The sequence below is a fragment of the Caballeronia sp. GAWG2-1 genome, assembly GCF_023631405.1.
GTDB lineage: Bacteria > Pseudomonadota > Gammaproteobacteria > Burkholderiales > Burkholderiaceae > Caballeronia.
Map to the genome: position 1 here is coordinate 1 of NZ_JALQDD010000024.1, position 22,033 is coordinate 22,033.

21 protein-coding genes and 1 pseudogene are annotated in these 22,033 nt (G+C 62.2%); 19 read left to right on the forward strand and 3 right to left on the reverse strand.

The window, feature by feature from the left end:
* The 19 genes and pseudogenes from sdhB to purF all read left to right on the forward strand — a co-directional run.
* Window positions 1-84: pseudogene (gene sdhB / locus NCR98_RS14815) on the forward strand (succinate dehydrogenase iron-sulfur subunit); the annotation flags it as partial.
* A 13-nt stretch (window positions 85-97) separates the two neighbouring features.
* Window positions 98-394 (forward strand): FAD assembly factor SdhE, encoded by a 297-nt coding sequence (locus tag NCR98_RS14820; protein ID WP_244829111.1) that lies wholly within the window; start codon window positions 98-100, stop codon window positions 392-394.
* Window positions 395-541: 147 nt separating this feature from the next.
* A complete protein-coding gene (gene gltA / locus NCR98_RS14825; protein WP_244829112.1) occupies window positions 542-1,843 on the forward strand; it encodes a citrate synthase in 1,302 nt (433 codons plus the stop codon).
* 247 nt (window positions 1,844-2,090) lie between these two features.
* On the forward strand, window positions 2,091-3,500 hold the full coding sequence (gene leuC, locus NCR98_RS14830) for a 3-isopropylmalate dehydratase large subunit (protein ID WP_244829113.1): 1,410 nt from the start codon (window positions 2,091-2,093) through the stop codon (window positions 3,498-3,500).
* 9 nt (window positions 3,501-3,509) lie between these two features.
* A complete protein-coding gene (locus tag NCR98_RS14835) occupies window positions 3,510-3,647 on the forward strand; it encodes an entericidin A/B family lipoprotein (RefSeq protein WP_250466478.1) in 138 nt (45 codons plus the stop codon).
* Window positions 3,648-3,718: 71 nt separating this feature from the next.
* The gene (gene leuD, locus NCR98_RS14840) at window positions 3,719-4,369 is read left to right on the forward strand and encodes a 3-isopropylmalate dehydratase small subunit (RefSeq protein ID WP_244829115.1); all 651 of its coding nucleotides are present in this window, start codon (window positions 3,719-3,721) and stop codon (window positions 4,367-4,369) included.
* Window positions 4,370-4,510: 141 nt separating this feature from the next.
* A complete protein-coding gene (gene leuB / locus NCR98_RS14845; RefSeq protein ID WP_250526533.1) occupies window positions 4,511-5,578 on the forward strand; it encodes a 3-isopropylmalate dehydrogenase in 1,068 nt (355 codons plus the stop codon).
* A gap of 376 nt (window positions 5,579-5,954) precedes the next feature.
* Window positions 5,955-7,076, forward strand: a complete 1,122-nt coding sequence (gene asd, locus NCR98_RS14850; RefSeq protein ID WP_250493102.1) for an aspartate-semialdehyde dehydrogenase — start codon at window positions 5,955-5,957, stop codon at window positions 7,074-7,076.
* Between the two features lie 183 nt (window positions 7,077-7,259).
* Window positions 7,260-9,323 carry a motility hub landmark protein FimV gene (locus tag NCR98_RS14855; protein WP_250526534.1) on the forward strand — a complete coding sequence of 688 codons (2,064 nt, stop codon included), beginning with the start codon at window positions 7,260-7,262 and terminating at the stop codon, window positions 9,321-9,323.
* Window position 9,324: 1 nt separating this feature from the next.
* Complete coding sequence (gene truA, locus NCR98_RS14860) at window positions 9,325-10,128, forward strand: tRNA pseudouridine(38-40) synthase TruA (RefSeq protein WP_250526535.1); 804 nt, start codon at window positions 9,325-9,327, stop codon at window positions 10,126-10,128.
* Window positions 10,125-10,793: a phosphoribosylanthranilate isomerase gene (locus NCR98_RS14865; RefSeq protein ID WP_250466482.1), complete on the forward strand. Its 669-nt coding sequence runs from the start codon at window positions 10,125-10,127 to the stop codon at window positions 10,791-10,793. Before truA ends, NCR98_RS14865 begins: the two co-directional genes overlap by 4 nt.
* 51 nt (window positions 10,794-10,844) lie before the next feature.
* Window positions 10,845-12,038 carry a tryptophan synthase subunit beta gene (gene trpB / locus NCR98_RS14870; protein WP_250509820.1) on the forward strand — a complete coding sequence of 398 codons (1,194 nt, stop codon included), beginning with the start codon at window positions 10,845-10,847 and terminating at the stop codon, window positions 12,036-12,038.
* 8 nt (window positions 12,039-12,046) lie between these two features.
* The gene (locus tag NCR98_RS14875; protein WP_250526536.1) at window positions 12,047-12,901 is read left to right on the forward strand and encodes a DNA-methyltransferase; all 855 of its coding nucleotides are present in this window, start codon (window positions 12,047-12,049) and stop codon (window positions 12,899-12,901) included.
* A gap of 81 nt (window positions 12,902-12,982) precedes the next feature.
* Window positions 12,983-13,786: a tryptophan synthase subunit alpha gene (gene trpA / locus NCR98_RS14880; RefSeq protein ID WP_250509822.1), complete on the forward strand. Its 804-nt coding sequence runs from the start codon at window positions 12,983-12,985 to the stop codon at window positions 13,784-13,786.
* Window positions 13,787-13,857: 71 nt separating this feature from the next.
* Window positions 13,858-14,730, forward strand: coding sequence for an acetyl-CoA carboxylase, carboxyltransferase subunit beta (gene accD, locus NCR98_RS14885; RefSeq protein WP_244829127.1), 873 nt, complete (start codon window positions 13,858-13,860; stop codon window positions 14,728-14,730).
* Between the two features lie 76 nt (window positions 14,731-14,806).
* A complete protein-coding gene (gene folC / locus NCR98_RS14890) occupies window positions 14,807-16,117 on the forward strand; it encodes a bifunctional tetrahydrofolate synthase/dihydrofolate synthase (RefSeq protein WP_250526537.1) in 1,311 nt (436 codons plus the stop codon).
* Between the two features lie 61 nt (window positions 16,118-16,178).
* Window positions 16,179-16,997, forward strand: a complete 819-nt coding sequence (locus NCR98_RS14895; RefSeq protein WP_250526538.1) for an SPOR domain-containing protein — start codon at window positions 16,179-16,181, stop codon at window positions 16,995-16,997.
* 17 nt (window positions 16,998-17,014) lie between these two features.
* A complete protein-coding gene (locus tag NCR98_RS14900) occupies window positions 17,015-17,554 on the forward strand; it encodes a CvpA family protein (RefSeq protein ID WP_244829130.1) in 540 nt (179 codons plus the stop codon).
* 117 nt (window positions 17,555-17,671) lie between these two features.
* Window positions 17,672-19,219 (forward strand): amidophosphoribosyltransferase, encoded by a 1,548-nt coding sequence (gene purF / locus NCR98_RS14905; protein ID WP_244829131.1) that lies wholly within the window; start codon window positions 17,672-17,674, stop codon window positions 19,217-19,219.
* A 66-nt stretch (window positions 19,220-19,285) separates the two neighbouring features.
* Here purF and NCR98_RS14910 read toward each other — a convergent pair whose 3' ends face one another.
* The 3 genes from NCR98_RS14910 to NCR98_RS14920 form a co-directional block, all read right to left on the reverse strand.
* Window positions 19,286-20,056: a helix-turn-helix transcriptional regulator gene (locus NCR98_RS14910; protein WP_250509825.1), complete on the reverse strand. Its 771-nt coding sequence runs from the start codon at window positions 20,054-20,056 to the stop codon at window positions 19,286-19,288.
* A gap of 11 nt (window positions 20,057-20,067) precedes the next feature.
* A complete protein-coding gene (locus NCR98_RS14915; protein ID WP_244829133.1) occupies window positions 20,068-20,409 on the reverse strand; it encodes an FKBP-type peptidyl-prolyl cis-trans isomerase in 342 nt (113 codons plus the stop codon).
* A 134-nt stretch (window positions 20,410-20,543) separates the two neighbouring features.
* The gene (locus NCR98_RS14920; RefSeq protein ID WP_244829134.1) at window positions 20,544-21,974 is read right to left on the reverse strand and encodes an O-antigen ligase family protein; all 1,431 of its coding nucleotides are present in this window, start codon (window positions 21,972-21,974) and stop codon (window positions 20,544-20,546) included.
* Window positions 21,975-22,033 lie beyond the last annotated feature (59 nt).

Genomic DNA, 22,033 nt, shown 5'->3' on the forward strand with positions numbered 1-22,033 from the left:
TGCGTCGACGTGTGCCCGAAGGGGCTCAACCCGACCAAGGCGATCGGCAAGATCAAGGAATTGATGGTGCGCCGCGCTGTCTGAGATGGGCTAAGAGATGGTCGACAATTCAAGCAATACCGCGGACGACGGTCCGCATCAGTCCGACCCCCTTCGCCGCGCGCGTCTTCGCTGGCGTGCGCGGCGCGGCCTGCTGGAAAACGATCTAATCTTCGAGCGTTTTTTCAGCCGATATGAGCATGACCTCAGTGACGCCGACGTGTTCGCGTTGACCCGTCTGCTGGAGCTGAGCGACAACGAACTGATGGACTTGCTGCTGGCGCGCACCGAGCCCGAAGGCGAGCTTGCGACGCCCGATGTAATTCGTCTGCTAGGCATGCTGCGTACCGTGTGATTTCAGCAGGAATCCACGGAGTTCTGCACAATAAGCCGAAATAAACGAATTAAGGCCGCAAGAGGCCCACAGTACAGTTTGTGCCGCGCAGCTTCCGTCGTGCAAATTATCGAGAACCTGTATCCATACTTCGATTGAGGATGTGCTATGACCCCGTCAGATGTTAAAGCCACGCTATCGTTCAGCGACAACTCGCCGAGCGTCGAAATGCCGATCTACAAGGGCACCATGGGCCCGGACGTGATCGACATTCGCAAGTTGTACGGTCAGACCGGCAAGTTCACGTATGACCCGGGCTTCATGTCGACGGCAGCGTGCAATTCCGCGATCACGTATATCGACGGCGACAAGGGCGAACTGCTCTATCGCGGATATCCGATCGAAGAACTGGCGGTGAACGCCGACTTCCTCGAAACCTGCTATCTGCTGCTGAAGGGCGAATTGCCTACCGCCGCGCAGAACCAGGAATTCGTGGATACGGTCACGCGCCACACGATGGTGCACGAGCAAATGCACTTCTTCTTCCGCGGTTTCCGTCGCGACGCGCACCCCATGGCCGTCCTCGTCGCCGCAGTCGGCGCGCTGTCGGCGTTCTACCATGACTCGCTGAATATCAACGACCCGCGTCATCGCGAAGTGTCGGCCATCCGCATGATCGCCAAGCTGCCGACGCTGGTGGCCATGGCGTACAAGTTCAGCATCGGTCAACCGTTCGTTTATCCGAAGAACGACCTGTCGTATAGCGCGAACTTCATGTACATGATGTTCTCGAACCCGTGCGAAGAGTACAAAGTCAACGACGTGCTGGTGCGCGCGCTCGACCGTATCCTCATCCTGCACGCGGACCACGAGCAAAACGCGTCGACCTCGACGGTGCGTCTCGCGGGTTCGTCGGGCGCCAATCCGTTTGCGTGTATTGCAGCGGGTATCGCGTGTCTGTGGGGCCCGGCGCACGGCGGCGCGAACGAAGCCGCGCTGAACATGCTGGAAGAAATCGGCTCGGTCGACAACATCGCCGAGTTCATCAAGCAGGTGAAGGACAAGAACTCGGGCGTGAAGCTGATGGGCTTCGGCCACCGCGTCTACAAGAATTACGATCCCCGCGCGAAGCTCATGCGCGAAACCTGCCACGAAGTGCTGAACGAGCTCGGTCTGCATGACGACCCGCTCTTCAAGCTCGCGATGGAACTGGAAAAGATCGCGCTGGAAGACGAATACTTCGTGTCGCGCAAGCTGTACCCGAACGTAGACTTTTACTCGGGTATCGTTCAGCGCGCGCTGGGCATTCCGACGTCCATGTTCACGTGTATTTTCGCAATGGCTCGTACGGTTGGCTGGATCGCGCAGTGGAACGAGATGATCGCCGATCCGGAACAAAAGATTGGCCGTCCGCGTCAGTTGTTCATTGGTCAGACGCCGCGTGATGCAAAGGCGCTGGACAAGCGTTAAGCGCACGCAGGTAAGGTTGGATGAAAGCCCCGGCGAGTGATTGCCGGGGCTTTTTGCTTTTGGCTTCTTCCTCGTCCGTCTTCTTATCCGGGTATCGCTGATCCAGGTACCGAACCCACCACCCAACCCTCTGTTTTTAATGGATTTTTCCGTAGCCTAGTACTATCCACGCGCTCCTTGAGAGTGGCATAATCGACTCACAAGTCGTCAAACTGAAAACCCCGCAGTCACACTCCAAAGCGCTCACATGGCACAGACTCTCTACGACAAACTGTGGAACACACACGTGATCCACACGGAAGAGGACGGCACGTCGATCCTCTATATCGACCGTCACCTGCTGCACGAAGTGACGAGCCCGCAGGCCTTCGAAGGCCTGAAGCTGGCCGAGCGCCCGGTGTGGCGCATCAGCGCGAACCTGGCCGTGTCCGACCACAACGTGCCGACCACCGACCGTTCGCACGGCATTGCTGATCCCGTGTCGAAGCTGCAAGTCGATACGCTCGACTCCAATTGCGATAGCTTCGGCATCACTCAGTTCAAGATGAACGATCTGCGTCAGGGCATCGTGCACATCATCGGGCCGGAACAGGGCGCGACGCTGCCGGGCATGACCATCGTCTGCGGCGACTCGCACACCTCCACGCACGGCGCGTTCGGCGCGCTCGCGCACGGCATCGGCACCTCGGAAGTGGAGCACGTGCTCGCCACGCAAACGCTCTTGCAGAAGAAGAGCAAGAACCTGCTCATTAAGGTCGAAGGCCAATTGCCGCGCGGCTGCACCGCGAAGGACATCGTGCTCGCGATCATCGGCAAGATCGGCACGGCGGGCGGCACCGGTTACGCCATGGAATTCGGCGGCTCGACCATCCGCGCGCTCACCATGGAAGGCCGCATGACGGTCTGCAACATGGCGATCGAAGCGGGCGCGCGCGCCGGCATGGTGGCCGTCGACGACACCACGATCAACTATCTCAAGGATCGTCCGTACTCGCCGCAGGGCGTCGAGTGGAATCAGGCGGTCGAGTACTGGCGTCAGTTCAAGTCGGACCCAGACGCGCAGTTCGACCGCGTGGTCGAACTCAATGCGGCCGAAATCGTGCCGCAAGTCACGTGGGGCACGTCGCCGGAAATGGTCACGTCGGTCGATGGCCGCGTGCCTGATCCCGAGCGCGAAAAAGATCCGGTCAAGCGCGACGCCATGGAACGCGCGCTGCACTACATGGCGCTGCAACCGAACACGCCAATCGAGGCCATCAAGCCGGACAAAATCTTCATCGGCTCGTGCACGAATGCGCGTATTGAAGACCTGCGCGCCGCCGCGTATGTGGTGAAGACGCTCGGCCGCCGCGTGGCATCGAACATTCGTCTGGCGATGGTCGTGCCGGGCTCCGGTCTCGTGAAAGCGCAGGCCGAGCGGGAAGGGCTCGACAAGATTTTCACCAACGCGGGCTTCGAATGGCGCGAGCCGGGATGCTCCATGTGCCTCGCCATGAACGCGGACCGGCTCGATCCGGGCGAGCGCTGCGCATCGACGTCGAACCGCAATTTCGAAGGGCGTCAAGGCGCGGGCGGACGCACGCATCTGGTGAGCCCGGCAATGGCGGCCGCCGCTGCAATCGAAGGTCACTTCGTCGACGTTCGCAAGCTCGCCTGACTCGGTGCGATGAAGCGAAATCTACTCTCGCTCGTGGTTGCCGCCGGTTGTCTGCTCACACTGACACTCGCGGGCTGCAACACGATGCACGGTTTCGGCGAAGATTTGCAGCATCTGGGCAATTCGATCAGCAACGCGGCTAAGTAGGCGAGCCGCATTCATCCGGCAAGGCGCGCCAAGCATTGCCGGATCTGCAACAGACAAAGGGCTCAAGCGTCATGGAAAAATTCATTGTGCATAGCGGCCTCGTGGCGCCGCTGGATCGCGAAAACGTCGACACCGACGCGATCATTCCGAAGCAGTTCCTGAAGTCGATCAAGCGCACCGGCTTCGGTCCCAACGCGTTCGACGAATGGCGTTATCTCGATGTCGGCCAGCCGGGACAGGACAACAGCAAGCGCCCGCTGAACCCGGATTTCGTGCTGAATCAGCAGCGTTACCAGGGCGCGTCGATTCTGCTCACGCGCAAGAACTTCGGCTGCGGCAGCTCGCGGGAGCACGCGCCGTGGGCGCTGGATCAATACGGCTTTCGCGCGATCATCGCGCCGAGCTTCGCGGACATTTTCTATAACAACTGCTTCAAGAACGGGCTGCTGCCGGTGGCGCTGACGGAGCAGCAAGTGGACAAGCTGTTCAACGAGACCAACGCGTTCGTGGGTTATACGCTGACTGTCGATCTCGAAGCGCAAGTCGTGCGTACGGGCGACGGCACCGAGTATTCTTTCGAAGTCCCGGGCTTTCGCAAGTACTGTCTGCTGAACGGCTTCGACGATATCGCGCTGACCCTGCGCCACGCGGACAAGATTCGTCAGTACGAGACGGAACGGCTGACGAAACAGCCGTGGCTGAACAATCGGCTGGTTGGATAAGAGCCTGTATTCGGCCTGCGCTTAGATGCAGGCGCGCTTTTAGTGACGTTGTTCGTGTCCGAGAAACCCGACACGACGGCGCGAACCAAACCGGGAAGCTCCGCAAGCGCGGAGCGCGTCCTGTGAATAAGGAATCGAGACATGAAGATTGCAGTCCTCCCCGGCGACGGGATCGGTCCGGAAATCACCGCCGAGGCGGTCAAGGTGCTGAACGCGCTTGGTGAGAAGTTCGAACTCGAAGAAGCGCCCGTTGGCGGCGCGGGTTACGAGGCGAAGGGCCATCCGCTGCCGGATGCGACGCTGCAACTCGCCAAGGACGCCGACGCGATCCTTTTCGGCGCCGTCGGCGACTGGAAGTATGACAAGCTCGAACGCGCGTTGCGCCCGGAGCAAGCCATTCTCGGTCTGCGCAAGCATCTGCAACTGTTCGCGAACTTCCGTCCGGCCATTTGCTATCCGCAATTGACGGGTGCTTCGTCGCTGAAGGCCGAGATCGTGTCGGGGCTTAATATCCTGATCGTGCGTGAACTGAACGGTGACATCTACTTTGGTCAGCCACGCGGCGTGCGTGCTGCGCCGGACGGCTTGTTCGAAGGCGCGCAGGAAGGCTTCGACACCATGCGTTACGCGGAACCGGAAGTGCGGCGCATTGCGCATGTCGCGTTTCAAGCTGCGCAAAAGCGTCAGAAGAAGTTGACGAGCGTGGACAAGGCGAACGTGCTCGAAACATCGCAATTCTGGCGCGACATCATGATCGACGTGTCCAAGGAATATCCGGACGTCGAGCTGTCGCACATGTATGTCGATAACGCGGCGATGCAGCTGGTCAAGGCGCCCAAGGCTTTCGACGTGGTCGTGACGGGCAACATGTTTGGCGACATTCTCTCCGACGAAGCCGCGATGCTCACCGGTTCCATCGGCATGTTGCCTTCGGCGTCGCTCGACAAGAACAACAAGGGCTTGTACGAGCCGTCGCATGGTTCGGCGCCGGATATCGCGGGCAAGGGCGTGGCCAATCCGCTTGCGACCATTCTCTCGGCCGCGATGATGCTGCGCTACTCGCTCGGCAAGACGGAGCAAGCCGACCGTATCGAAAGCGCGGTGAAGAAGGTCCTGGAGCAGGGCTATCGCACCGGCGATATCGCGACGCCCGACGGCAAAGTCGTCGGCACGAAGGAAATGGGCGACGCGGTGCTCAAGGCGCTCTAAAAAAACTCGCGATCGGCTGTTGCGACAAATGCAGCCGATCGTGATGTTTATCCTATTTTTACCCGTTTTACGGCACGATTCGCGGCGATTCGGTTCGAGATTCACGAAATAGCCCGGTTATCGTGTAGACTGTTTTGCTATGGCGAAGAACTCTCAATTCTCTTTGGAATCCATCGGACGCGGCTCAAAAGTCAGCGCGACGGGTCTCGCCATCAGCACGCGCGGTCACGCCATCGTTGGCGTCGCCAAAACGCGCATTACGAAAACCTCCATCAAAGCGATCACGATTCGCTGATCGTCCCTCGTGTCCGAGCGTCTTCCCCGCGCGGCCACGCCGGGTAAGGATGCGGGGAAGCTACCACTGGAAGGGTGAGTCATGAACGTAGGTCTCGTTGGTTGGCGCGGCATGGTCGGCAGCGTCCTGATGCAGCGCATGCAGCAGGAAGGCGACTTCGACCTGATCGAACCGGTGTTTTTCAGCACCAGCAATGCGGGCGGCAACGCGCCGTCGTTCGCCAAGAACGAGACTAAGCTCAAAGACGCGACGAGCATCGACGACCTGAAGAAGTGCGACGCCATCATCACGTGTCAGGGCGGCGACTACACCAACGAGGTGTATCCGAAGCTGCGCGCGGCGGGCTGGAAAGGTTACTGGATCGACGCGGCCTCGGCGCTGCGCATGAAGGACGACGCGGTCATCATTCTCGATCCGGTCAACCTGAACGTCATCAAGGACTCGCTCGTCAAGGGCGGGCGCGATTTCATCGGCGGCAATTGCACGGTCAGCCTCATGCTGATGGCGCTCGGCGGCCTGTTCCGCGAAAACCTCGTCGAATGGACGACAGCCATGACGTATCAGGCCGCATCCGGCGCGGGTGCGCAGAACATGCGCGAACTGCTGCAGCAAATGGGTGTGCTTTACGGCGCGGCCAAGGAAGACCTGGCCGACCCGTCTTCCGCCATCCTCGATATCGACCGCCGCGTGCTGGCTGCAATGAACGGCGAACGCATGCCCGTCGATAATTTCGGCGTGCCGCTCGCAGGCTCGCTGATCCCGTGGATCGACAAGGATCTCGGCGACGGCATGTCGAAGGAAGAGTGGAAGGGCGGCGCGGAAACCAACAAGATTCTCGGCAAGCTCGCAATGGGTCAGCCGGGCTCGGTTCCCGTGGATGGGCTTTGCGTGCGGATCGGCGCCATGCGCTGCCATTCGCAAGCGCTGACCATCAAGCTCGCGAAGGACGTGCCGCTTGACGAAGTGCACGGCATCCTGGCATCGGCGAACGACTGGGTGAAGGTCGTGCCGAACGAGCGCGAAGCATCCATCCGCGATCTGTCGCCTGCAGTCGTTACGGGCACGCTTACGGTGCCGGTTGGCCGTCTGCGCAAGCTCGCCATGGGCGGTGAATATCTGTCCGCGTTCACGGTCGGCGACCAGCTCTTGTGGGGTGCTGCCGAGCCGCTGCGCCGCATGCTGCGCATTCTGTTGGACAAGTAAAGTAAACTACGCGCTTATGAGCGCGGCTTGACGAGAAGCGTCGCGTTTATCGCGGCGCTTTTTCGTTTGTGCAGCCGGTTTTGTCATGGAACGTGTCCGCGTGACCGTTCGACGAAAAATTCACCCGCGCGCGTTCGTCATGGCAGTGTTTCGATTCAACCTTCGCCGTTCCCTGGAGTTTCAATGATTCATCGACCTGGCCGGTCTTTCAACACGCCATCGCGCGCGGCGTTCGCTGCGGCTGGCATTGTCGCGTCCGCGGTGCTCGCCGCGCATCCGGGCGCGGCTTTCGCGCAGGCGAGCGAGGTTGCAGCAGGCGCTACGCAGCAGTACGCGGTGAAGCCCGGTCAGTCGCTGAGCGATATCGCCGGCGAACTCACCGGTTCCAAGGAACGCGCCGTCAAGGAAAAGATGGCGCGCGCCCTGTTCGAAGCCAATCCGAACGCGTTCGCCGGGCACGACATCAACCGGTTGAAGCTCGGTTCGGTGTTGAACGTGCCGGCAACGGATGCGGGCGGAGCGTCCGCGCCGGTCTCGGCGCCCGCATCGACGCCAGCGCCGGTCCCGCAGGAAAACGCGACGGCGGGCGCATCCGCGACTGGCGTTGCACCGGCGTCAGCGACTCAAGGCGCCGCGAGCGAGCCCGCGCCGCCCGAAGCAGCCTCGAATCCCGCGCTTGTTGCGAGCGCGCCGAATGCCGTTGCGCCGGCGTCCGAGGCAAGTACCACAATGGCGCCAGCGAAGCCCGAGGTCGCCACTTCCGCTGCGGCGCCCGCTGCCGGGTCGCCGCTTTCGGACCCCAGGATTTTCCTCGGCGGGCTGGTCGGGCTGAGTGTCATATTCGGCCAGTGGTATATCAGAAGGCGTAATCGCGCCAAACTCGAAGCGGCGAGAGCGGCAGCGGACCCGCGCGCGCCGCGAACCTTTTCCTCGATGGAAGAAGCGGAAGCAGACGCCGCCGCGCGTAACGAAAAGCTGCGTCAGCAACGCGAGCGCGAGCGTTTGGCTGCTATCGCCGTGGCGAGCGTCGACGGCAAGGCGGTTCAGCGCGACGATCAGTCGGAACTGAACGCGGTGGCGGCGAGCATCGAGGATTACGACGCGGCGCAAGTCTTCCCCACGCCGTCCGATGACGACGCGGTCGCGCGCATGACGCCGTCGGCCAGGAATCCGGCGTCGCAAGCCGAGCCGTTCGTTCCCGCGACGCCCGCCGCTTTGCACGCGGAATTCGTGCCATCTGCGCGCGACGAATCATCGAACGATGCCGACGCGCACGAAACGCATGCCCGCGAAATCGCCGCACGCCAAGCCGCCGCGCTCGAAGCGCGCAAATGGGAAGAACAGGAGCGCGAAGCCGCCGCGCGTCAGGCTGCGCATCAGGAAGCCGAGGAACGGGAGACGCGCGCACGTGAGCTCGCGGCCCGCGAGGCGCTCGCCCGCGATCTGTCCGCCCGCGAGACGCAATTGCGCGAAGCCGAAGCGCGCGATGCCGCCGAGCACGCGGAACAGGCCCGCGAGGCGGCGGCGCGCGAAATCATCGCTCGCGAAGCCGAACTGCGCGAAGCTCAGGCGCGTGCGGCCGCCGAGGAAGCCGCCGAGCAGCGCGCGGCAGAACAGCGCGAGATCGAGCACGCAGCGCTCGACGTGCCGCCCGAGCCGGAACTCGACGACGATCCATCGCCCGGTCATCGTTTCCCGATGCCTAAGTTTCCAAAAGAAGCAATTCAGGCGCTCGACTCGCTCGAACTCGGTCTGCCGCCGCGTCTCGAACTGACGCTGAACGCGCCTCATGATTTGGCGAGTTCGCCGCCGCAGGCGCTGGAAGCCGCGCCCCGTGAGTCCGCTGACGCGGCGCCGTTGCCGTTCATCCCGCAGCCGGTGGCCCACGCGCAGACGGCTCACGAGGACTTGCCGCCCGTGCCGCGAGGGGATTCCGTCGTCGCTCAGATCGAAGCCGGCACTGCAGGCGCCGCGGCGGTGGCCGGCCTCGGAGCCACCCAGTACGGCCCGCTGAGCCTCGACTTCGACCTGAATCTGCCGGCGAGCCAGACTGCACCGTTGCCGGCGCTGACGCCTTCGCAACTCGCGACGATCGCGCGAAACAAGCTCGAACTAGCGACCGAATACATCGAACTGGGCGATTTGTCGGGCGCGCGTACGTTGCTTCAGGAAGTGCTCGCCTCGAACGATTCAGCCACGCGTCCGCAAGCCGCCGCGTTGCTTTCGACGCTCGCGCCGCATTCCTGAAATGCGCATTGCATTAGGCGTTCAGTACGACGGCTCGGCGTTTTCCGGCTGGCAATCTCAGCCGCACGGCAACACGGTGCAGGACGAACTCGAGCGCGCACTCGGAGAGTTTGCGCAGACTCGTTTGCAGACGGTCGTCGCCGGACGGACAGATACCGGGGTTCACGGCCTGGGCCAAGTCGTGCACTTCGACACGGAACTCGACCGTACCGAGTTTTCCTGGGTGCGCGGCACGAATGCGTTTTTGCCGGAAACGATCGCGGTGCAGTGGGCGAAGCCGATGCCCGACGACTTCCACGCCCGCTTCAGCGCATTCGAACGCACGTACTATTACGCGTTGTACATCAATGCGGTCCGTTCACCCATGCTCGCGAAACGCGCTGGCTGGGTGCACACGCCGCTGGATGTCGGCGCGATGCGTGAATCGGTGGCGTGTCTTATCGGCGAGCACGACTTTTCGTCGTTCCGCGCGGCGGATTGCCAGTCGAAAACGCCGGTCAAGCATGTGTATCGGATCGATGTACGCGAGCAGGGCAACTTCGTGCACTTCCGGTTTCGCGCCAACGCGTTTTTGCATCACATGGTACGCAATCTAATGGGATGCTTCGTTGCCATTGGCCGGGGAAAACATCCGGTTTCGTGGATGACCGACGTACTCGCCGCGCGCGACCGTCGTATCGCCGCGCCGACCTTCATGCCGGACGGCCTATATCTGGCGGAAGTCGGTTATCCGGCGCAATTCGCGGTGCCGCCTGCGCATATCGAAAGCATGCCGTGGAGCGCCGTCTGGGCGAACGAGAAATGAGCGAACGGGATCTTCATCGAACGAGAATCAAGCTGTGCGGACTTTCCCGCGCCGAAGACGTGCGCCACGCCGTGGCGCTCGGCGCGGACGCCGTGGGCTTCGTTTTTTATCCACCGAGTCCGCGTTCGGTGAGCGTCGCGCAAGCCGTCGAACTGGCTCGGCATGTGCCGCCGCTAGTGTCGGCGGTCGGTTTGTTCGTCAACGCGACGCCGGAATGGGTGAGAGAAGTCACGTCGAACGTTCCTCTGTCCATTTTGCAGTTTCACGGCGACGAGACACCCGAACAATGCGCCGAGTTGGCCGCGATTGCGGGTTTGCCCTATTGGCGCGCATTGCGAATCGGGCCTGATGCTGCAACGAGCGATTTGATAGAATCGTCTCTTAAATTTGCAGATGCTGGCGGCATTCTTCTCGACGCACTCGTCGAGGGCTTTGGCGGCGGCGGGAAGATATTCGATTGGTCACTTATCCCAACAGATCTAGGGCATCGGGCCGTTTTGAGTGGTGGGTTGAACACGCAAAACGTCAGTGAAGCCATCCGGCGCGTGCGCCCGTTCGCGGTCGATGTCTCAAGCGGCATCGAAACGCCGGGCGCCAAGGGCGTGAAAGATCCTGCCCGGATGGCGGCATTCGTGCGCGCGGTGCGCGAAGCGGATGCCAACTGAATAAAAATGTGAATTCGCCGCAATGGCGCTTCACCACCGAAGAGTGACGTAATGTACAACTTACCAGACGAAAGAGGCCATTTCGGCCAATATGGCGGCATTTTTGTGTCTGAAACGCTCATCCACGCGCTCGATGAATTGCGCGTCGCGTATGAAGCCGCTCAGCAAGATCCCGAGTTCCAGGCGGAGTATCACTACGAACTGAAGCATTATGTGGGTCGCCCTTCCCCGATTTATCACGCAAAGCGCTGGAGCGAGATGCTTGGCGGCGCGCAGCTTTATTTGAAGCGCGAGGACCTGAATCACACCGGCGCGCACAAGGTCAACAATGTGATCGGCCAGGCGCTGCTTGCGCGCCAGATGGGCAAGAAACGTGTGATCGCCGAGACGGGCGCAGGTCAGCACGGTGTTGCAACCGCCACCATTGCCGCGCGCTTCGGCATGGAATGCGTGGTGTACATGGGCGTCGAGGACGTGCGGCGTCAGGCTGCGAACGTGTATCGGATGAAGCTGCTGGGCGCGACGGTCGTACCGGTCGAATCGGGCTCGAAGACGCTAAAAGACGCGCTCAACGAAGCCATGCGCGACTGGGTGACGAACGTCGAAAGCACGTTCTACATTATCGGCACGGTGGCGGGCCCGCATCCTTATCCAATGATGGTGCGCGACTTCCAGCGTGTGATCGGCGACGAATGCAAGGTGCAAATGCCCGAAATGGCCGGTCGTCAGCCGGACGCGGTGATAGCGTGCGTAGGCGGTGGATCGAACGCGATGGGCATCTTTTATCCCTATATCGATGACCAGGGCGTGCGTCTGATTGGCGTCGAGGCAGCTGGCGACGGAATGGACACCGGCCGTCACGCAGCATCGCTCATGGGCGGTAGTCCCGGCGTTTTGCACGGCAATCGCACTTATCTTCTGCAGGACGACAACGGCCAGATCATCGAGACGCATTCGGTTTCGGCGGGTCTCGACTATCCGGGCGTCGGTCCCGAGCACGCGTGGCTGAAGGACGCGGGACGGGCCGAGTATGTCGGCATCACGGATGAGGAAGCGCTCAAGGCCTTCCACGACTGCTGCCGCATCGAAGGCATTATCCCGGCGCTCGAATCGAGTCACGCGCTGGCGTATGGCGCGAAGCTCGCTAAGACGCTGCCGCGCGACAAGGTGCTGCTCGTCAACCTGTCGGGCCGGGGCGACAAGGACATGCACACGGTCGCCGAGCGATCGGGCATTCAGTTCTGAGCGGCCGGATGCGCACTGTCATCGACGAACCGTTGTCCGTCGGCGCGCTCACGGGCGCCGACATCGATATCCGCAATCGCGATTTCCTGGCCGATGCCGCAACCATTCCCGACGCGTCGATCGACTTGATCGTCGCGGACCCTCCCTATGGTTTGGGCAAGGACTACGGGAACGACTCGGACATGCGGTCCGGAGACGCCTTCCTTGAATGGACGTACGGCTGGCTTGAACTGGCCTTGCCAAAGCTCAAGCGAAGCGGTTCGATGTATATCTTTTGCACCTGGCAGTATTCGCCAGAGCTGTTCGTGTTTCTCAAGCGCCGCCTGATGATGATCAACGAAATCGTCTGGGACCGGCGCGTACCGAGCATGGGCGGAACGACGCGAAAATTCTCGTCGGTGCATGACAACATCGGCTATTTCGCGGTATCGAAGGACTATTACTTCGATCTCGATCCAGTGCGCATTCCTTACGACGCAGTGACGAAGAAGGCGCGCTCGCGCAAGATTTTCGAAGGCAGCAAGTGGCTGGAGATGGGCTACAACCCGAAAGACGTGTGGTCGGTGTCGCGTTTGCACCGGCAGCATGCGGAACGGGTCGATCATCCGACACAAAAGCCGCTGGAGATCATCGAACGGATGGTGCTTGCCAGTTGCCCGCCGGGCGGCCGCGTGCTTGATCCATTCATGGGCAGCGGCACCACGGGTGTTGCCTGCGCGCGTCACGGACGGCTCTTCACCGGGTACGAAATAAACGCGGATTACTGTGCGATCGCTGAACAGCGCACGGCGCAGGGACGCGAGGATCGATTGCAGGTTTTGCGCGCACCTAGCGTCAGTCTCGTACCGGAAGCTGCCCGATAGCGCCATTTTCGTCGCTGAAACGCGTCAGATGCCGAGACAACGACGTCTGACGCCCACGAAAACGACTGCGAGAAATTTCTCATGTCACGCATCAAAACTACATTTGCGGCACTCGCCGCCGAAGGCAAGAAGGGGCTGATTCCGTTCATCACAGCGGGCGACCCGAACCCTGAACAGACCGTCGAGTTCATGCACGCGCTGGCGAAAGGCGGCGCGGACGTCATCGAACTGGGCGTGCCGTTTTCGGACCCGATGGCCGACGGTCCCGTCATTCAGCGCTCGTCGGAACGCGCACTGGCGCGCGGCGTGACGCTCAAACGCGTGCTTGCCGATGTCGCGCGTTTTCGCCAGACGAACGACAAAACGCCGGTCGTCCTGATGGGCTACGCCAATCCGATCGAACGCATGGGCGCGGACGCTTTCGCGGCGGCAGCGAACGAAGCGGGCGTCGACGGCGTGCTGGTCGTCGATTACCCGCCCGAGGAAGCCGAGGAATTCGGCACGAAAATGCGCGCGGCCGGCATCGATCCCATCTTCCTGCTGGCGCCGACTTCGACCGACGAACGTATCGCGGCGGTCGGGAAGATTGCGAGCGGCTATGTCTATTACGTCTCGCTGAAAGGCGTGACCGGCGCGGCAAATCTGGACGTTTCCAGCATCGCGAGTAAAATCCCGGCCATCAAGTCGCATGTGCCGCTGCCGGTGGGCGTGGGTTTCGGCATCCGCGACGCGCAAACTGCCCGCGCGGTGGCTGAGATCGCGGATGCCGTGGTCATCGGCAGCCGGCTCGTGCAGTTGCTCGAAGAGGCGCCGCCGGATACTGCCGCGGCGTCGCTTACGACATTCATCGCGGAAATCAGAGCGGCGCTCGACGCCGCCAAGTAAAAACGCAGTCGCGGCCGCGCCGGATTCCCTCGGCGCGGCGCCGCGACCGTCTGAACACTGAAGGAAATTCGATGAGCTGGCTCGACAAATTGTTGCCGCCCAAGATCAAACAGACCGATCCCAAAAGCCGCAAGGGCATTCCCGAAGGCCTGTGGGTGAAGTGTCCGGCGTGCGAGGCGGTGCTGTACCGCAACGACGTGGAGGCGAATCTGCATGTGTGCCCGAAGTGCAGCCACCACATGCGAATCGGCGCGCGCGAGCGGCTCGATCGTTTGCTCGATCCAGAAGGCCGCTATGAAATCGGCCAGGAAGTCTTGCCGGTCGACGCCCTCAAGTTCAAGGACAGCCGCAAGTATCCGGACCGCCTGAAAGAGGCGATGGAAGACACCGACGAAACCGACGCCATGGTCGTCATGGGCGGCGCAATTCACACCATACCGTGCGTCGTGGCGTGCTTCGAGTTCTCGTTCATGGGCGGCTCGATGGGTTCGGTGGTCGGCGAACGTTTCGTGCGCGGCGCGCGCAATGCGCTCGAACAGAACGTACCGTTCATCTGCTTCACGGCTTCGGGCGGCGCGCGCATGCAGGAAAGCCTGCTTTCGCTCATGCAGATGGCCAAAACCACTGCGCTCCTCACCAAGCTGGCCGAGGCAAAGCTGCCGTTCATCTCGGTGCTGACCGACCCGACCATGGGCGGCGTGTCCGCGAGCTTCGCGTTTCTGGGCGATGTGGTGATTGCCGAGCCGAAAGCGCTCATCGGCTTCGCGGGTCCGCGCGTGATCGAGCAGACGGTGCGTGAAAAGCTGCCGGAAGGCTTCCAGCGCGCCGAGTTCCTGATGACGAAGGGCGCCGTCGACATGATCGTGGATCGCCGCAAGATGCGCGAGGAAATTGCCCAGTTGATGGCATTGATGACCCGACAGCCCGCCGACGCCGTCGCCTGACGGCTTCGAATGCAGCGCCGCGCCGCGCGTGAACCCGCGAGGTTCCGCGCGGCGCTTTTGTTTCCCGATCTCGAAAATGAACACTTTCCCCACTCTCGACGCCTGGCTCGCTCATCTCGAAGCGGCGCATCCGGTCGGTATCGACATGGGTCTCGCGCGCATCGGTCGCGTGAAGGAAGCGCTCGGGCTTTCCTTCGACTGCCCGGTCATCACCGTCGGCGGCACGAATGGCAAGGGCTCGACGTGCGCGATCATCGAAACCATTTTGCTGCGCGCGGGTTATCGCGTGGGCTGTCACACGTCGCCGCATCTGCTTTCGTTCAACGAGCGGGCGCGCGTCGATGGCGTCGAGGCAAGTGACGCCGAGTTGCTGCAGCATTTCGAGGCCGTGGAAAAAGCGCGCGCGAGTCTCGCCGAGCCGGTCTCGCTGACTTATTTCGAATTCACGACGCTCGCGATCCTGCATCTCTTCGCCTCGCGCACACTAGACGCCGTGGTGCTCGAAGTCGGGCTCGGCGGGCGGCTGGACGCGGTCAATATCGTCGATACGGACTGCGCGGTGATCACGAGTATCGACATCGATCACACGGATTATCTCGGCGATACGCGCGAGAAAATCGGCTTCGAGAAGGCGGGCATTTTCCGCTCGGGCAAGCCCGCGATTTGCGGCGACCCGACGCCGCCGCAAAGCCTGATCGATCATGCCGAGGCGATCGGCGCGGATTTGTGGCTTGTGGGCCGCGATTTTCGCTACGAGGCGCAGCCGGGCAACGAGCGCCAGCAGTGGAGCTACATCGGACGCGCACAACGGCGTTCCGCGCTGGCTTACCCGGCGTTGCGGGGCGCGAATCAGCTCATCAATACGTCGGCCGCGCTGGCGGCGCTCGAAGCGTTGCGCGACCGTCTGGCCGTGTCGGCGCAGGATATCCGGCTGGGCCTGGCGAACGTCGAGTTGCCGGGGCGCTTTCAGGTGCTGCCGGGCAAACCGCAGATCATTTTGGATGTCGCGCACAATCCGCACGCCGCCGCCGTGCTCGGTCAGAATCTCGGCAACATGGGCTACTTTCCGTACACCTACGCGGTGTTCGGCGCAATGGGCGACAAAGACATCGAAGGCATCGTCAATCAGCTCAAGGGCGAGGTCGATCACTGGAACGTGAGCGCGTTGCCTACTCCGCGCGCCGCGTCGACCGACCGCCTGGCCAGGGTTTTGCGCGATGCCGGTGTCAACGAAGGCCCCGACAGCAGCGTTTCACAATTCGACACACCGGCCGAAGCATTTCGAGATGCGTTAAGTCGTGCGTCCGAAAATGATAGAATTTTGGTTTTCGGCAGTTTCTACACGGTTGCCGGCGTCATGGCATACCGGAAATCGCAGCATCACTGAGACGGTTGGCGGTCAGCCGCAAGGCAAACCCCCGCACCAAGCTTCTCGCACCAAGCCATACATGGGACTTTTCTCGTTCGGCAAGAAAGACGACTCCGGTCGCGACGCTTATTCCGACTCACCGCGCGGCACGCGTCATGCCGTCCGCACGGAACGCCGCACGCGCCGCCCCGAGCGCACCGACGCCGACGCGATGATGCTCGACCCCACGCTGCCCGAAAAGCAGCGTGCCCGGCGCAGGCTGGTCGGCGCAATCGCGCTCGTGCTGGCCGCGGTCATCGTTCTGCCCATGGTGCTGGACTCACGCCCGAAGCCCGTCACCGACGATATCTCCATCGATATTCCAAGCCGCCCCGCGCCTGCCGTGAAGCAATCGCGCGAAGCCACCGATGCCGACACGCAAGCCGGCGTCGCGCATGACGGCCCTGCGGCGACATCGAACGGCGTGGCGGCGGGCGTAGCGCAGCCCGACGCGCAAGCGCCGGCGCCAGTTCAGCAACAGGCGCAGGTCAAACCGGAAGCAAAGTCCCCGGCACCCGCGAGCCAGCCCGCAAAAACCCAGGCGGCCAAGCCGCAGCCGGTCGCGCCCGCCGAAGAAGCCAATACCGCCGCCAATGCACCGAGCTCGCCTTCGTCGCCGGCCGGCAGCCGCTTCGTGCTGCAAATCGGCACCTTCGACGACGAAACCGCCGCGCAAAACTGGGTCAACAAGTTGAAAGCGGCCGGTGTGCCCGCATATCTCGAACATCGCAAGCAAACGGACGGCTCCACGCGCGCTCTGTTGCGCGCAGGACCGTTTGCGGATCGCACGGCGGCATCGGCGGCGCTTCAGAAGGTGCGGCAAGCCGGACTTGCCGGTGGCAAGCGGCCAGCGAACTGAGGCGAACCAGAAGCTCGATGTTCACCAGTTTCGACTATGCCGTGCTCGCCGTGATCGGCCTGTCAGCCTTGCGCGGCATGTGGCGCGGCTTTCTGGCCGAAGCGTTCGGTCTCGTCGGCTGGGTGGCGGCTATCTTGATTGCAGGGCGCTTCGTCAGCGTCGTCGTGCCGTACATACCGTCCACGTGGCCGGGCGGTGCATTGACGCAATGGCTCGTGGCGTTCCTGCTGGTGGTGGCGGCCGTGCTGCTTCTGTCGAGCGTGCTGTCCGCGCTCCTGACGCGCATCACCGAAGTCACCGGCCTGCGCGGCGTCGACCGCTCGCTGGGTTTGCTGTTCGGCCTCGCCAGAGGGGCTATATTGGTAGTCATCCTGGTCGCCCTGGCGGGCTTGACCGAACTGCCGCAGAAAGATTTTTGGCGCAATGCGCTGCTCGCGCCCATGGCCGAGCAAGGCGTGCGTGAACTGAAACCGCTGCTCCCCGCTACGCTTGCCGCGTATGTGCGTGTCGCCCCGGCCCCCGATGCCGGCGACGCGGCGCGAAACGTCGCACAATAGACGAACGGCTGGCTACATGAGGGACGCGATACGGCGCCCGCCTGCGAACAGGCGGTGTGGACCGGCACCGCCTATCGACCCCGTCGACCCCGTTTCGACTCTTTGAAGGACCATGCCATGTGCGGCATCGTAGGTGTAGTTTCCCAAAGTCCCGTCAATCAGCTGATCTATGACAGCTTGCTGCTTCTGCAGCATCGCGGCCAGGACGCAGCGGGCATCGCCACGGCGAACGGCAACAACTTCCACATGCACAAAGCCAATGGCATGGTGCGCGACGTGTTCCGCACGCGCAACATGCGCAGCCTGCCGGGTACTGTCGGCATCGGGCAAGTGCGTTATCCGACGGCGGGTTCCGCATCGAGCGAGGAAGAAGCGCAACCGTTCTACGTGAACGCGCCGTTCGGGATCATCCTCGCGCACAACGGCAATCTGACCAACTGGACGCAGTTGAAGGACGAGATGTTCCGCATCGATCGCCGGCACATCAACACGGCGTCGGACACGGAAGTCCTTCTTAACGTCTTCGCGCATGAACTGCAGCTCGCGAGTTCGGGCTTGCAACTCGACGCCGCCGCGCTCTGGAAGGCGGTTGCGGGCGTGCATCGGCGGGTGAAGGGTTCTTACGCGATCGTCTCGCTGATCGCGGGTTACGGGCTCGTCGCGTTCCGCGATCCGTTCGGCATCCGTCCGCTCGTCCTCGGCAAGCTGGAAACCGCGACGGGCGTGGAATGGATGGTGGCGTCGGAATCGGTAGCGGTGGAAGGCGTGGGCTTCGAGTTCGTGCGCGATGTCGAGCCGGGCGAAGCCATTTTCATCGACGCGGAAGGCAACCTCCACAGTCATCAATGCGCCGAAAAACCGACGCTCAACCCCTGCATCTTCGAACTCGTGTATCTTGCGCGTCCGGATTCGTGCCTCGATGGCGTGCCCGTCTACAACGCGCGTCTGCGCATGGGCGACTATCTCGCCGAGAAGATCAAGCGCGTGCTGCCGGACGTGCCTATCGACGTGGTCATGCCCATTCCCGATTCCTCGCGTCCCGCCGCCATGCAAGTGGCCGCGAAGCTCGGCGTGGAGTACCGCGAAGGCTTCTTCAAGAATCGCTACGTGGGCCGCACCTTCATCATGCCGGGCCAGGCGGTGCGTAAGAAGTCGGTGCGCCAGAAACTCAATGCCATGGCCATCGAGTTCAAAGGCAAGAACGTGCTGATCGTCGACGACTCAATCGTGCGCGGCACGACCTCGCATGAAATCGTGCAGATGGCGCGTGACGCCGGCGCAAACAAGGTGATCTTCGCGTCCGCCGCGCCGCCGGTTAAATTCCCTAACGTGTATGGCATCGACATGCCCACGCGCGGTGAACTCGTGGCGCACGGCCGCAGCGACGAAGAAGTCGCACGCATGATCGGCGCGGATTATCTCGTTTATCAGGACGTGGCCGACCTTAAAAGCGCGATCCGTGACATCAACCCTGAGTTGCAGGAGTTCGAGGCTTCGTGCTTCGACGGCAACTACATCACCGGCGACATCACGACCGAGTATCTCGACCGGATCGAATCGGCGCGTCTTGCGCCGCAATCGCAGTCGGATCGCGACAATGCAAGCGACGTGCAAGAGGGCGACGTCGCGCGCTCGCAATTGCATCTGCAACTGTCGGTGGAATGATTCGTTAGCTGGTTGAGGCATGAAGAAAGCCCGCCTGGTCGATGACCGGCGGGCTTTTTTATGTCTTCAATGTTGACGCGGATCAGGCGCTCTCAGGCCATTGCGCCAGAGACCAGGCGCTATGCCGAAGCGCTTCGAGAACGCATGCGTGAACGCGCTTTGATCGGCGAAACCGACATCGAGCGCAATGTCCGACAACGCGGCGCGCGGATCGGCAAGCAACGCAAGCGCGGTATCGAGCCGCAAGCGATGCAGATAGCGATGCGGCGTCTCGCCAAACGCCTCGCTGAATAGCTGATGAAAGCGCCGCATGCCGAAGCCGCAGTGCGCGGCGAGATCGGCAATGCGCAGCGGCTCCGACAAATGCAGCCGCAGCCATCGGTCGATGCGCGCGAAGTCGAGGCCACGCGCTTCGGCCACGACGGATGCGCCCGCGTCGGCCATCAACGCGCCGCACAGATGCGCGGCGGCTTGCCAGGCGAAGCGGCCATCGTGAATGCCTGCATTCAGCGCGATATCGGCGACGAGCTGCGTCATCGCGGAATCGAGATCGACAGTGCGAGCGCGTTCGAAAAAGCGCTCGGGCACCGCTACCGACGTCGCCGGAAGATCGAGCACGAGTTGGCGATTCACGCCCTCGGCCCAGTATTCATGCCGCGCGTGAGCCGGAATGATCCACGCGCGATGCCGGTCGATATGCGACTCGCGCCCGTCCACTGCCATGCCCATTGCGCCGTCGAAGCCGAGCACGATCTGATGGAAGTCGTGCTCGTCTGTCGCCTGCACCGCTTCATAGCGGCGCAGCGAAATGCCTGGACGATGGACTGGCGCGTTCATGGCGTCGACGCTCAGACGTCGAGCAGTTCCACTTCGAACACGAGCGTGGCGTTCGGCGGAATGACGCCGCCCGCGCCACGCGCGCCGTAGCCGAGTTGCGGCGGAATGGTGAGACGGCGCGTGCCGCCCACTTTCATGCCTTGCACGCCTTCGTCCCAGCCCTTGATGACCATGCCGCCACCCAGCACGAAGGCGAACGGGTCGTTGCGGTCCTTGCTTGAATCGAACTTCTGTCCGTCGGTCAGCCAGCCCGTGTAGTGCACGCTCACCGTCTTGCCCGCGACGGCTTCGGCGCCTTCGCCAACAGCGATGTCTTCGTATTTGAGGCCGGAATCGGTCGTGACTTGCGCCATGTTGTGCTCCCTGGTTGCCCGGCCATGCGCACGTTCGTCATGCCATGGTCCGGTGGTCGAAACCACCATTGTAGAACGTCGCAGGCAAGCGGGAGGGCAGTGCGCGCACTGCCCGAAGGGTCACCGAGGCGCTTTCAGGGATGACGTCCGCGCGGATTCATGCGGCTGCCGATAGCGGGACGCGGTCCCACGGGCGAGCCGACACGCGGACCCGAATGCGGTTTAGCGTTCGTACCGAAGTCGGTGCCGATAGGCGTCTGATCGATGACGACGGCGGCGTCGCGGTCATGCGATTGCTGCCGGGCCTGCTTGAGCGCGCGCACTCGCACGTAAGCCATCGCGACGAAAGTCCACGGTGCGAGATAGGCGAACTCGGGCACGGAGACCATCATCATCAGCCAGGTGCCCACGCAGCATTGACGCAGTGCCATGCCGCGCGCGTCCCAGTCGAGCTTGAACGCGGGATACAGCATGAGCGCGCTGATGCCGACGAGACCGACCACGCCCGTGTTCACGAGCAACGTGGAGAACAAATCGGTCGAGCGTATGTAGCCGAAGCCGATGCCGAACAACTGATTCATCGGCGTCGCGCCAAGCCACATCTGCACGGAATTCAGGACCAGCATCGAACGGTCCGAGCCCGATTCGTTCTTGCCTTCGAGCTTGTCCATCACCATCTGCTGGAACAGATCGGCGATATAGTCCTGCGCGAGATAGGCGATCACGCACACCACCGCGAGCGCGATCAACGCCTTGATCGGGTTGATGCCGAGCTTGCGCATGCGAATCAGCGCATAAACCGCATAGCCGATCAGCACCGTCGACGACGTACTCATGATGAGCGAAATGCCGATGACCCACACCGGCCAACGTACGCGCGAGGTCGCGTTGAAATACACCCAGAAAGGGAAGATGGACATCGCGTACATGGAAGGCTCGCCGGTCAGCGCCTTCAGCCGCTGAATGGGGAAGCCCTTGATGTCGATCTGCTGGAACGAGCTGCCGTTCACGGTGCCGTCAGAGCGCACGATACCCTTGCCGAACTGATCGCCAAATGCACGGTTCGAGATGAAGTCGCCCGGCTGTCCAGTCGCGACGAAGTAGACCACTTCGTACATGCCGTAGAGCGCGAAGAGCGTCACGGCCACGAGAATCCACTGGTCCCAGGTCGGCTTGTAGAAGTAGTAGACGTAGGATGCGTAGAGCACCACCGCCGCGACGTAGATCGACTGCGTGAACATGCTCTTGCGCAGGATGAACGTGACGAGGTCGGTGTCGTCGACCATCGCGACCTTGCTGAAGTCGGGATCGAAAGGCGCCATGACGTCCGCGAGCTGCGAGGTGCAGAACATCAAAAGCCATACGACCACGGCCGCGATCAGGAAGTGCATCCAGTTCTTGCGCGCCTTGCCGCCGAAGAGCAGCACGAGCGGCACCGAAAGAAAGCACATCAGATAGCCGATCGTCGTGCCCTGGATGCTCGGCATCACGAGGAACGACGTCACGGGCATCGCGAAGGCCCATATCTGGTAGAAGCGGTCTGTCAGCGCGAGTTTTTCTTTCATCGGTCGGGGGCTCTTCAACGCGCAACGCCGCGTGAGACACGCGGCGTTGCGTAATCGCT

Bases quoted from the DNA above. Each gene is read 5' to 3' on its own strand.
- NCR98_RS14820 (WP_244829111.1), top strand. From the start codon at position 98: ATGGTCGACAATTCAAGCAATACCGCGGACGACGGTCCGCATCAGTCC.
- gltA (WP_244829112.1), top strand. From the start codon at position 542: ATGACCCCGTCAGATGTTAAAGCCACGCTATCGTTCAGCGACAACTCG.
- leuC (WP_244829113.1), top strand. From the start codon at position 2,091: ATGGCACAGACTCTCTACGACAAACTGTGGAACACACACGTGATCCAC.
- NCR98_RS14835 (WP_250466478.1), top strand. From the start codon at position 3,510: ATGAAGCGAAATCTACTCTCGCTCGTGGTTGCCGCCGGTTGTCTGCTC.
- leuD (WP_244829115.1), top strand. From the start codon at position 3,719: ATGGAAAAATTCATTGTGCATAGCGGCCTCGTGGCGCCGCTGGATCGC.
- leuB (WP_250526533.1), top strand. From the start codon at position 4,511: ATGAAGATTGCAGTCCTCCCCGGCGACGGGATCGGTCCGGAAATCACC.
- asd (WP_250493102.1), top strand. From the start codon at position 5,955: ATGAACGTAGGTCTCGTTGGTTGGCGCGGCATGGTCGGCAGCGTCCTG.
- NCR98_RS14855 (WP_250526534.1), top strand. From the start codon at position 7,260: ATGATTCATCGACCTGGCCGGTCTTTCAACACGCCATCGCGCGCGGCG.
- truA (WP_250526535.1), top strand. From the start codon at position 9,325: ATGCGCATTGCATTAGGCGTTCAGTACGACGGCTCGGCGTTTTCCGGC.
- NCR98_RS14865 (WP_250466482.1), top strand. From the start codon at position 10,125: ATGAGCGAACGGGATCTTCATCGAACGAGAATCAAGCTGTGCGGACTT.
- trpB (WP_250509820.1), top strand. From the start codon at position 10,845: ATGTACAACTTACCAGACGAAAGAGGCCATTTCGGCCAATATGGCGGC.
- NCR98_RS14875 (WP_250526536.1), top strand. From the start codon at position 12,047: ATGCGCACTGTCATCGACGAACCGTTGTCCGTCGGCGCGCTCACGGGC.
- trpA (WP_250509822.1), top strand. From the start codon at position 12,983: ATGTCACGCATCAAAACTACATTTGCGGCACTCGCCGCCGAAGGCAAG.
- accD (WP_244829127.1), top strand. From the start codon at position 13,858: ATGAGCTGGCTCGACAAATTGTTGCCGCCCAAGATCAAACAGACCGAT.
- folC (WP_250526537.1), top strand. From the start codon at position 14,807: ATGAACACTTTCCCCACTCTCGACGCCTGGCTCGCTCATCTCGAAGCG.
- NCR98_RS14895 (WP_250526538.1), top strand. From the start codon at position 16,179: ATGGGACTTTTCTCGTTCGGCAAGAAAGACGACTCCGGTCGCGACGCT.
- NCR98_RS14900 (WP_244829130.1), top strand. From the start codon at position 17,015: ATGTTCACCAGTTTCGACTATGCCGTGCTCGCCGTGATCGGCCTGTCA.
- purF (WP_244829131.1), top strand. From the start codon at position 17,672: ATGTGCGGCATCGTAGGTGTAGTTTCCCAAAGTCCCGTCAATCAGCTG.
- NCR98_RS14910 (WP_250509825.1), bottom strand. From the start codon at position 20,056: ATGAACGCGCCAGTCCATCGTCCAGGCATTTCGCTGCGCCGCTATGAA.
- NCR98_RS14915 (WP_244829133.1), bottom strand. From the start codon at position 20,409: ATGGCGCAAGTCACGACCGATTCCGGCCTCAAATACGAAGACATCGCT.
- NCR98_RS14920 (WP_244829134.1), bottom strand. From the start codon at position 21,974: ATGAAAGAAAAACTCGCGCTGACAGACCGCTTCTACCAGATATGGGCC.